Origin of the sequence: uncultured Campylobacter sp. (assembly GCF_938017705.1) — a bacterium.
Classification (GTDB): domain Bacteria; phylum Campylobacterota; class Campylobacteria; order Campylobacterales; family Campylobacteraceae; genus Campylobacter_B.
Map to the genome: position 1 here is coordinate 1 of NZ_CALIIS010000122.1, position 2,695 is coordinate 2,695.

Sequence of the window (2,695 nt, forward strand, 5' to 3'; positions counted from 1 at the left end):
CCTTTCCCGCTTCGAAGCTTGGCATCGGCGAGTGCGGAAACACGGCGTCGGACGCTACGCAGGCGAGCAAAAAGACTATGATGAGGCGGTATTATACGATGCCGCGCTACGCGAAAAACTACGTGGGTGGGTACTTTTGGTGGTATTTCGTGCAAGACTGCGCCAGCGGAACGGGACCCGGCGCTTCAAACGGCAAAAATCGCGGCGCGCGCGATAAAGCGAAAGCTGCAGACGAGCTGCTAAAAAGCCTTGGCGAAGCTATAAATGAAGCTCGTCGCGATAAAAATTAAATTTATAAAGACCAAATTTAACCATTCAGGTCCGCAAGCTCAAATTTAAGGTAATGCAAACTCGCTTTGATATAAAATTCTTTTCAATATAATTTTAAACGAAGAGGCGCAAAATGAAAATCCTACTGATCCTGGCAAATCAGCCGTATAACGGCTCGGACAACGCATTGAGGCTAGCGGACAGCCTGCATAAAAAAAGCGAGGAGGTAAGAATTTTTCTTATGAATGACACGGTCGATCTCGTAATAGATAGCACTGAAAAACCGGGGAATTACGACATTGATCTGATAGCCGAACTAAAGGAGCTATATCGCGGTGGTGTGGCGCTAAAAGTATGCGGCAACTGTTAAAGCAGGTGTGGCTGATTTTGGTCGGGTTATAAGTGCCAAGATCCATCTTGTCAGTTAAACGCAATAAGTGTTAAATCTGTATGCTACACTTAGTAAAAGCGAATTTGCGGTGCAATATAAACATAATTTTACGATATCACGGCTAGCTAGATACATAATATAGAACTCTTATATTTACAAAATTCCATGATTGTTGCAAATAAATGCCTCAAATGTAAATCGCAATCGGCAAGGATTAAAACGAGGGAGTTTTATATCCGTTTATACTACTTGAGGTGACAAAAATGAGTCTATTTGCTAGACTCTTGCTGTGCTCGTACCGCTTCGTCATAAGAAAGCTTGGGTAAAATTCTACTTGCGTTTACAAAGAATTCATCATCGGCATCAAATGGTAAGCTCTCGCGCGAGAGCAGGTTTCTGCCGAAATTCATCTCATCCAAGATTCCTAAATACCCAAGCACAGTTGTAAAAGTATCGAACGAGGTACCACGTTTTTTTGATCTCGAACTCTCCATCCAAATCAACATCCAGTATCACAAATAAGTCCCGCTCGTCTTTAAGTCCATCGCCAAAGCCACCATCTATAGCATTTTTATAAAATAGCGAATGATCGTTTTGCAGTACAATGATTGTGTTCGCTGCATATGGACTTGAGCGGATTTGCTCAATAAATTTACTCACTAATAGGTCACTGCAATGCACCGCGCGTAGCATTGGCACGGCATTTTCATTATATTCCAGCCCTTCACATGAGCGCGGGATAAATCCACTTGGAGTGTGCGTACCAATCGTGAGAAGTGAGAACAAAAACGGCCTACCTACTTTGTTTAGACGCTCAAAATCATTCCATGCTATACGAAGCATATCATCGTCATCCACACCCCATTCGTTAGTATGAACCGATGGATCCACGGCTAAAATTTCGTCTCTCCCCTTAATCTCGTCATAATCTCTTTGACGCAAAAAGCCTCTAGTACCCTGAAAATTTAAGTCAGCGCCCTTTATAAAATAGGTATGGTATCCCAAAGAGTGTAAAATTTCGCTAGCGCAGACAATATTTTTAGTAAAATTTTCAGAAGCCATATCTTTGGCAGATGCAAACGTATAATTTGCAGCGCAGTGTGAACCAAACAGCCCTTTAATAGTAAAACCAGTATCTACTACTTGGTGTATTTCAGAAAAATCTATACGATTTTTGAGTGCATTTAGATGTGGTGTAAGTTTGGCAAAATTTCTTTCGTCAGCATAGGCGCGATCAAAACTCTCTAAAAAAATATAGACAATATTTTTACGCTTTATCGGAGCCTTGGGATGTGGAATGGTTAGATACGGATAAACCTGCTTCTTAATCGCTTCTACGGGCGGATTCAGTTGTAGATAATATTCTCTAGCTGCATCGTAAAGAGGATTTAAAAAAAGGCTGTTAAAATACATGGCATAAATAAAATACTAAGCTTTGAGCTATGACGAAAATGCAAAATGCGCACGGTAATAATTATACTAAGTAATATGATCGCTACGCAAATCATCACCAAAATCGCAATTTCACGCGCAAAACTTGCAATCGGAGCGCCTTCTATAGAGGTACAAAAAAATGTTATCACAAATAGTCCGAAATGCTTTCCAAAAACGAAAAATAGCAACAAATCGAAGCAAAGTGCAAAAATATAAATTAGTGCAATTATGCCCACAGCAATTTTAAAAGTTCTATTAGACAAAAATACTGCAAAAATCAGCGAAATAGCAAAAAAACAAAACCGAAAAAATTGTAGTAAATTCCAAAAAACAACCTTAAATTTAGCAAAATTTAATACGTAGTCTAGCAAGAATGACTTTAAAATTTACTAACGCAGGCACAAAAATTACTTTTTAAAGTTATAGCGGCACAAAATTTTATACGGCGATTTTAAATTTCACCGTATATAATTTTGCAATTAAAGCATGGGTTTGTCGTTACACCAAGCGTATGACAGCGACCGAGCCAAGTTCTGCTAACGTCTGCGTTAGCCGACGCGTCTTTGAAAAATCCCCACGTAAAGCGCAAAAACAAAACCG

General features: G+C 39.8%; 3 protein-coding genes and 1 pseudogene. 2 read left to right on the forward strand and 2 right to left on the reverse strand.

Annotated features, from left to right (window positions below):
- Positions 1 to 290 (forward strand): annotated as a pseudogene (locus tag Q0605_RS05965) (hypothetical protein); the annotation flags it as partial.
- Between the two features lie 113 nt (positions 291 to 403).
- Positions 404 to 640: a DsrE family protein gene (locus tag Q0605_RS05970; protein ID WP_298705099.1), complete on the forward strand. Its 237-nt coding sequence runs from the start codon at positions 404 to 406 to the stop codon at positions 638 to 640.
- Between the two features lie 290 nt (positions 641 to 930).
- On the opposite strand, the gene Q0605_RS05975 is transcribed toward Q0605_RS05970, so the two are convergent.
- Together Q0605_RS05975 and Q0605_RS05980 are read right to left on the reverse strand one after the other, a co-directional pair.
- Positions 931 to 1,080 carry a hypothetical protein gene (locus Q0605_RS05975; RefSeq protein WP_298705101.1) on the reverse strand — a complete coding sequence of 50 codons (150 nt, stop codon included), beginning with the start codon at positions 1,078 to 1,080 and terminating at the stop codon, positions 931 to 933.
- On the reverse strand, positions 1,073 to 2,074 hold the full coding sequence (locus tag Q0605_RS05980) for a sulfatase-like hydrolase/transferase (protein ID WP_298705103.1): 1,002 nt from the start codon (positions 2,072 to 2,074) through the stop codon (positions 1,073 to 1,075). Before Q0605_RS05980 ends, Q0605_RS05975 begins: the two co-directional genes overlap by 8 nt.
- Positions 2,075 to 2,695 lie beyond the last annotated feature (621 nt).